The organism is Flavobacterium sp., assembly GCF_040379285.1.
GTDB lineage: Bacteria > Bacteroidota > Bacteroidia > Flavobacteriales > Flavobacteriaceae > Flavobacterium.
In genome coordinates, this window is the sequence record NZ_JBEILJ010000078.1 from 1 (window position 1) to 7,785 (window position 7,785).

At 38.1% G+C, this 7,785-nt stretch carries 6 protein-coding genes; all 6 read right to left on the reverse strand.

Annotated elements, in window-relative coordinates:
* Positions 1-337 precede the first annotated feature (337 nt).
* On the reverse strand, positions 338-1,273 hold the full coding sequence (locus ABWO12_RS11670; RefSeq protein ID WP_353089137.1) for an alpha/beta hydrolase family protein: 936 nt from the start codon (positions 1,271-1,273) through the stop codon (positions 338-340).
* A 148-nt stretch (positions 1,274-1,421) separates the two neighbouring features.
* Positions 1,422-1,562 carry a hypothetical protein gene (locus tag ABWO12_RS11675; RefSeq protein ID WP_353089139.1) on the reverse strand — a complete coding sequence of 47 codons (141 nt, stop codon included), beginning with the start codon at positions 1,560-1,562 and terminating at the stop codon, positions 1,422-1,424.
* A 101-nt stretch (positions 1,563-1,663) separates the two neighbouring features.
* Positions 1,664-1,810, reverse strand: a complete 147-nt coding sequence (locus ABWO12_RS11680; protein WP_353089141.1) for a hypothetical protein — start codon at positions 1,808-1,810, stop codon at positions 1,664-1,666.
* 355 nt (positions 1,811-2,165) lie between these two features.
* Complete coding sequence (locus ABWO12_RS11685; RefSeq protein ID WP_353089143.1) at positions 2,166-5,018, reverse strand: alpha-amylase family glycosyl hydrolase; 2,853 nt, start codon at positions 5,016-5,018, stop codon at positions 2,166-2,168.
* A 61-nt stretch (positions 5,019-5,079) separates the two neighbouring features.
* The gene (locus ABWO12_RS11690; protein WP_353089145.1) at positions 5,080-6,135 is read right to left on the reverse strand and encodes a SusE domain-containing protein; all 1,056 of its coding nucleotides are present in this window, start codon (positions 6,133-6,135) and stop codon (positions 5,080-5,082) included.
* A 26-nt stretch (positions 6,136-6,161) separates the two neighbouring features.
* Positions 6,162-7,766: a RagB/SusD family nutrient uptake outer membrane protein gene (locus ABWO12_RS11695; RefSeq protein WP_353089147.1), complete on the reverse strand. Its 1,605-nt coding sequence runs from the start codon at positions 7,764-7,766 to the stop codon at positions 6,162-6,164.
* Positions 7,767-7,785 lie beyond the last annotated feature (19 nt).

Consider the following 7,785-nt stretch of genomic DNA (forward strand, 5'->3'; position numbering starts at 1 on the left):
CGAACGATTTATTAAAAAAATGAAAAGCAAAGTCTTTATTCAAAAACTAATCCAAAATCCAGAACTAATCGATAAACTAATTCTTGACAAAAAACTATAATGTCCCTGGTTCCCCCGAAGTTTCGGGGCTGGAGGTACCACCACCATTTTTACAAACCCTTGATTTTCAAATGATCGTCAAGGGTTTTTTCTTTCCACTGTGTAATTTACGGCGTAATTTAACCACAAAAGAAACTTTAATCTCTTGCTTTTATAGAGGTGTACTTTTTATTAATGAGACCCTATGTAGTTCATTTCAAAATAAGGGTATCATCATGCGTTTTTAGCATTTATAGTGTTAATGAGTATTGATAAAATTATTAACTTCTTGCTTGGCTATTGTATTTAAAGCGTTTGTAAAAAGAGCATTATGTCCCCCTGCTATCTCAACAAATTGACTATTTTGGCAATTAACACAATTTTCTATTTCTTGTTTGAAAATAGGCCATGAGTACATTTGTATGGGAGAATCATTCAATCCTTGAACAAATAGTATATCCGACTTGAAGCCATTGGTGAAATTCAATAAAGATCTTTCGAAATAGGCATTAGGATTTTCAGAAGTTAGTCCATAAACATTCTTTAATTTCGTACAAGTTGAACTTGAAACGACTTGCCCATTCTCTTCTAACTCACATCGATAAACTAGATTTAATGGACCAGGTGCACTAGCAATAACCCCATTTGTTTGATGCATTGTATTTAGTCGAGTAACCAAATACCCCCCTTGAGAATGTCCAGCTAAAAATATTTTACCTACTGTAATGCCTAATTCTTCATTGGCATTGTTTTTTACCCATAACAAAGCTGCTTCAGCTTGTAAAATATTATCCCCAAACAATATAAATTCTTGGGGATGAGCAACACTTATAATCATCATATCCTCTCTTTCCACTACTTTCTTAAATTCATCAAGAGCTTTATTTGCAGCGGTCAATAACTGATAATCACTTTCAATTGTTCCATGAAAGACAAGCAATACATCAGGATTGCTTATGGCAGGTTTGTCAATAACAACGGTGACGTTTACATTGTTGTATGTGATTGTCCTTATCTCTGTGGAAGATGTATTCAGATTCTGCACCTCATCCTTTTGACAGGACATCAACAGAAAGGCCACTAAGAATAATTGTAAAACTCGCATGATGTCAGTCTTTAATATGCCTTTGGCTTTGACAAAAATAATAAAAACTAGTTTAATCCTATTTTTGACAAAAAAAGGCAGAATTAGCATTAAAGCGTGATTTATTTAGACAAAATAGTGAAATTAAATGGAAGGTATCTTGGCAGGAATTATTTTCTTTAAAAAATAAACGACATTGAATTCGTGTTTATCTTATTAATCAACTAGGCATTGACTTTTTTATTTTTTTAAATAATTTTCACCCTTTAATGTAAAAACTAAAATCTTCAATTTCTGCCTCGGTATCCAAATCAAAAATGGTTTTGTCTAGGTCACCTTTTGTTATTCCTAAATAATTAAATCTTTTTGCTTTGATATTTACCCCTTTTAGATTAATCATGGAAGGACAAACAGGTATTTTTTGGATTGATGTTCGTTCAAGTTTAAGGAAGTATCCCCTGAATTTTCTATTGAATCTTTAGGTGCTTTATCATCAGAAACTTAAACATTATAGTTGGCGTTACCGTTTTTATCCCCCTTAATATAAATCAAAGCCTGATCTAAATAAATTTCATCAATACTGACAGCTCCGTCAAAAAGTAGTGTCTTTAAATTGACACCAAAGGCAATTTCATCCGCTGAAACCATGGTTTCTTTGCGATAAGGAGTAGAACATTTTAAATCGAATTCGGCGCATGAAAAGATAAAGTAGGAATAATGACGAAAAAAGAAAGTTGCACTTCTTTATTATTGAGTTCCCCTCTCAAACGACAATTGGCAAAATCTTTGACTTCTTGTTCGATTTTCCCTAGAAAAAGAATGGGAAATAAATACATCGCTAAAAGTAAGGCACCTATAGTTCCAAAAAATATCTTCAGGGACTTGACAACCAATCGTTTTATGGATCTAAACTAATTTCGCTACAAAGCTAAGGCAACTCGAAAGAATAAAAAAAGGTTCCTGATAAAGCAGAAACCTTTTTTACACTAACTATTAAATAAATTTATTCTTTTATCAATTTGACGGATTTGGATTGTCCATTTTCATCAACTAATCTTACAACATATAATCCTCCTTTTAGGTCTTCGATAGAATACTCGCGATCCATTATCACATTGTCAAAGGATTTCACCAATTGACCTGTGATAGAATACACTTCCATAGCGGTTAAATTGGTATTCACCATAATTGTTCCCGTTGTTGGATTAGGTGCTACGGTAACGAAATCAAGTTTTGAGAATTGATCATTGCTCAAAGAAGGTTGATTTCCATAAATTCTGAATCCACCGGCTTCAACCGTAATGGTTGCCGAAGTACTTGTTACATTTACAGAGGTATTATCCATTAAATTATACCAAGTCCCAGTGAAGGGGAAGTCAGGACGGATCCCTTGTGAAGCTACAGACATATTTGCCAAAATCACCACATTGCGCAATTGAGAGGTTGGCAATGAATTGTTGAACACATAGATTCGCTGACGAATGTTATTTCCATCTGGGCTGATGGAATAGTCGCCGTTGAATACAGGGTTACTTAATTTCAGGTCAATCATTTTGGCCCAATCGTTGTAGATTTTTGCTCGCTGTGGAATACCTAACCAGTTATTGACCCATTGTGGCTGTGGTTTGGTGTCTAATTTACAATCACCAGTCGTTGTGTCGTAATCGGTATTTACAGTACCATTGGTACAGGTAAAGATGGATAAGTTCATTCCTAGCGGCGCAAAATGCCAAATCATTTTTGGTCCAGGGATCAACAGACTAATCGCCCCGATAGCCGACATTCTGTAAAGTGCATTGTTTAAATTATTGATAACGGGGGATGTACCATTTCCATTACCAAAAGTAAGCGCAGAATACATAATACGATCCTTATCGTGACTTTCAGGATAACCCAACAAACGTTTTGCATTGAATCCACGACTTACGTGACCCATACGTGTGATGTCAGCACCTGTTGAGAAACCTTCAATTAATTTCGTATATGGGGCGGTTAATTCTCCCCACATCATTACCCCTTTGCTTGGATTTTCGTTTATACGGTAATTAGCCCATTGTTGCTCTTCACTATCCATTCCTAAGTGTTCAAAAATTGCCAAGTGGAAAGGATCTAAGGACCAAGTATAGTCAACATATTCGCGTAAAACATCAACGCGGTCTTGCTGATACCCATTAGTACAAGCTTCATCACTCCCTGAACAGTTTTGGGTAAATCCTTTGGTCAAATCCCAACGGAATCCATCGATTTTAAACTCCTCTATCCAATGTTTTACAACACGTTTAGTATAATAACGGGTATGTTGTGAGCTATGATTAAAGTCACTTCCTACATTGTAGCTGTGTCTTGAAAACTCATTGAAATAAGGATTATCCGCAGCGGGTTCACCCCATCCGTCACCATCAGGATCTTTCATCCACATACGTACCATTGGGTTTCTACCAAAGGCGTGGTTTAAGGCAAGATCAAGAATTACTGCAATTCCGTTTTGGTGTAAAAGATCGATAAGCTCTTTGAATTTATCAGCCGTTCCATAAAACTTGTCTAAGGCCATGTGGAAAGAGGTGTTGTACCCCCAACTTTCATTTCCTTCAAACTCCATGACAGGCATGAAGTGAATCGCGTTGATTTTTAAGTTTTTAAAATAATCGATGCGGTTGATAATATCTTGATAGTTTCGATTGGCATCAAAGTCGCGCACCAATACTTCGTAAACCACTAAATTATCTTTATTGGGTTTTACGAAATTCAAAGTAGCATTACTCCAGTTGTAAGGAGTTTGTCCCGTTCTTAAAACGGTTACCTCACGTTGCTGACCTGCGGGGTAAGCAGGGATATTGGGGTAACTTGAAGCTGGGATAAAAGGATCATCAAAATTAGACAACACCAATGTAGAATAGGGATCGGCCGTTTTTACCACCGCTGGAGAGTTAGGTGTAGGCGTTTGATCACAAACCCAATATTGATAGTTGTAATTTACGCCCGGTGTTAAGTTGGTTAATTCTAACCAAAACTTGTTCGTTGAAGGGTCTCTCTTCATCAAAAACGATGAATCGGGTTGATAGTTATTAAAACTACCCGCCACATAAACAAAATCTTTACCTGGAGCTGTTAATACAAGCGTAGCTATGGTGTTGTCAAAACTGTTGTAATTAATACCGTCTTCCAATCCAAAGGGCATTGAAGCAGTAGTTGTTCCCGCATTTACAACAACACTAAAAGTATATGTGAAGGTAACAGCGCCTTGATTTATCAGTAATTGATAGGTTTTATTTTGTGTAACATTAACATCTGTAAATGAATAATTTGAACCGGTAAAGGTATTAATCGTAGCACCATTGGCTTTCAAGGTATAGTTGGCATTACCATTGGTATTGGTTGCTGTCACTGAAAAATCTTGTCCCGCTGATAAAAGTGTATTACTGCCATTAACAGGAGCCGTAAGTGACGATTGGAAAGCACCGACATTTAGAACTAAATCGGCGCTCTGTGCATTCCCTTGTGCATTTCGAAATACAATATTGACATTGGTAATGGAACCTGTAGTCACATTGTAAAACGATTGCAACGTGGGTGTCAAATCTAATCGATAAATGTTACCTGAAACCTGAGTTAAAGCAGGTTGAGTCGTATTATCTCCCCATGGACCTTTGACGTTTTGCCATGGAGTTCCGTTAAGTGTAACACCTGTGTGTGCATAAATCACACCGTTGTAGGTGGCTAAAGGGGTAGTACTTTTGTCAAAAAGAATCACTGCCGCTTGGTCTTGATCGGGGTTAGCACCCCCCTGCCAACTGATTACTTGTGCTTGAAGTGTAGATGTTAAGGCAAATCCAATAAATAATAATAATTTTCTCATAGCATTTTGAATTATAAAAAAAGCAAGGACCGAGGTTAAGCAGTCCTTGCTTAAAGATTTATTATTGTGCAGTTAACGTATACGAGTATTTTCTTGGGTTAGACAAATCCAACTCTACTAAATAAGTACCAGCTCCTGGAGAAGCAATATTTGGTCCATCATAATCCATAGAATCATCATCGTTTCCATCACCACCTAAATTGATTGTCCATGCATCGTTAGCTCTAAACTTAAATTCAGCAGCGGTTAACACTACAGTACCTGTCCATTTTTTGGTAGTAGTATTGTAAGTCAATGGCGTACTGCTTCCCCACCCACCTGGTGTAGCAGAACCAATGATTCCCCATGTTGTAGGAGTAACCGTGTAGGTCAAAGTGGTTGTATTTGCTTGTACTCTGTAGTACCCTGCAGCTGCTGAACAATTAGCCTCGCCTGTTTCATCAACTAAAACCCCTGAGAAAGATCCATCATCTCCCCAATCGGTGTTTCCCCAGTTGAAGTTACCAGATGCATCAGGAGCAACAAATTTGTATTCTCCATCTAACCAAACATACCCTTCATAGTCCGTTTGACCGAATGCAGAAGCAGCAATTCTTGGTGCCGTAGGTGGATTCCATCCTTGGTGGTTTCCAGGAACGGCTAATTTTGGTAAATCAGTAGAGTAAGGCGTAACCAAATACGAGATTACATCCGAATATTTGGCTTGACTAGGTGTAGTTCCAATAGTAGATTTGATACGAATTTCTAATCCACCTTGGGTGAAAGGAGTTAATCCAGAAGCTACAGAGGCACCGTTCAATACATCAGAATTAATCGTTGCAAATGTTTTAGTAGTTGAAGTTACATCCAAAGGTGTATCAAAGTTATCACCACTTTTATCCACTTGGATTGTGTAATTTACTTGCGTTACAGCTCCATAATCGGCATTTTCCCATGTTAAGGCTAAACCTGGGTTAAGAGGCGTTTCAGGGGACAATACTACGGATTCACCTGATTGTGGTGAAAGAATTTTAAATTCAGCAGGAGGTGTAGTAAAAATTAAATCCTGCTCATCGGTACACGAAGCTGCTCCGAATAAAAGAGCAAAAGCTAGTATGGGTTTAACTATTTTTTTCATTTTCAAAATTGTTTAATTGTGTTGGATTAATAACCTGGATTCTGTGTTAAGTTGGGGTTAGCTGCAATAGAATTGGTTGGGATAGGGAATACTTTTAAGTTGTTCGAAATAGCGATTCCATTCACTCCATTTCCTTTCCATGCCCAATTGTAGCTTCCTCCTGTAAATTTGTTAAAACGAATTAAGTCTTGACGACGGTGACCTTCCCAATGTAGCTCACGAGAACGCTCATCCAAGATAAAGTCTAACGTCAAATCAGCAGCACTAATATTCGCACTTGAATTTCCATTGTTTGCTCTTTCGCGTAAAGCATTTACATACGTTACGGCTTGAGCCAATGTAGCTCCTGAAGCTCCACGAACAGCACACTCCGCATACATTAAATACGCATCGGCCAAACGGAATAAAGGGAAATCAGTATCTACAAAAGTAGAATTAGGTCCTGCTACTCCAGTAGAAGATACGTTTTTGTATTTGGCTAAGATATACCCTTGATCGCGGTTTGCGATATCGGTAATTTCAATGTTACGTGAACCGGGTAAAATAGCACTTTTACGGGCATCAGATGCAAAGGCTGAACCTTCAAACTTTTGTACAAATTGCTTGCGTAAACGTAGAGCTCCACCCCATCCGCCGGCACCAACACCTAGCGAAACACCGTTGGATTCCATCGAACCTACTTGACCGTTAATCATTACTGTGGTTGGCCCAAAGTTTTGAGTTACTACGCCATCCGACTGTAAAGAGAAAATCATTTCAGAAGAAATGTGGTTGTCGGCAGTAAAGTTGTTGAAATAGTTAGAGTTTAACGTATATCCTCCACCGATAACTTGGTTCAATTGAGCCACACACTCGGTATACTTTGGCGTACCAATAAATACTTCTGCATTAAGGTACATTTTAGCCAAAATCATACGAGCCATAGCTTGATCCAAACGACCATATACATTAGTACGAGGGGCTTTTAAGTCTGGAATAACAGCGTTCAACTCATTTTCGACATACGTAAACAATTGTTGACGGTTGTACTCAGGCCCTCTAAAGTTAACAGGATCATTCTCCGTAACAAAAGGCGCTTTTCCGAACAAGTCCATCATGTTGTAATAGGCTAATGCACGTAGAACACGAACTTCTTGACGGTACGTGGCAATATTACTTAACTGCGTAGCATCGGTAACACCACGAGAGCTTAACTTAGCAGGCGTTGACTGACGTAAAAACTCATTCGCCAAAGCAACTTCAGCCATTGTACGGCTAAACATTCCTAGGAAAATTGGATTGTTTGCTGTCCAAATCGCACGTTGTAATTCTCGCGTTCCAGGGTCATTTTCATAACTCCAAATTACCTCGTCGGTGGTTAAGTTTTGTAAATACCACAAACAACGGCCGTACTGACTTGTACCCGCATCAATTCCTTGAAGAAACGATGATCCTGCATCTTGAGTTCCTGTCAAGGATAAATTTCCATACACCCCAGCTAGAGAACGCTCGTAAGCCCCTGGCTGACTGTAAAAAGCCTCCGCTGTGAAGATATCATCATCTTCAGGCAACACATCCAAATCTTTGGTACAGGATGTTAGCGCCAGCGATAAACCTAACAGATAAATCGATTTTTTAAACATATTTTTCATATCACATTTTTTTTAAAAC

What these genes read in the sequence shown, in the direction of transcription:
- ABWO12_RS11670 (WP_353089137.1), bottom strand. Translation starts at nt 1,273, where the DNA reads ATGCTAATTCTGCCTTTTTTTGTCAAAAATAGGATTAAACTAGTTTTT.
- ABWO12_RS11675 (WP_353089139.1), bottom strand. Translation starts at nt 1,562, where the DNA reads ATGATTAATCTAAAAGGGGTAAATATCAAAGCAAAAAGATTTAATTAT.
- ABWO12_RS11680 (WP_353089141.1), bottom strand. Translation starts at nt 1,810, where the DNA reads ATGGTTTCAGCGGATGAAATTGCCTTTGGTGTCAATTTAAAGACACTA.
- ABWO12_RS11685 (WP_353089143.1), bottom strand. Translation starts at nt 5,018, where the DNA reads ATGAGAAAATTATTATTATTTATTGGATTTGCCTTAACATCTACACTT.
- ABWO12_RS11690 (WP_353089145.1), bottom strand. Translation starts at nt 6,135, where the DNA reads ATGAAAAAAATAGTTAAACCCATACTAGCTTTTGCTCTTTTATTCGGA.
- ABWO12_RS11695 (WP_353089147.1), bottom strand. Translation starts at nt 7,766, where the DNA reads ATGAAAAATATGTTTAAAAAATCGATTTATCTGTTAGGTTTATCGCTG.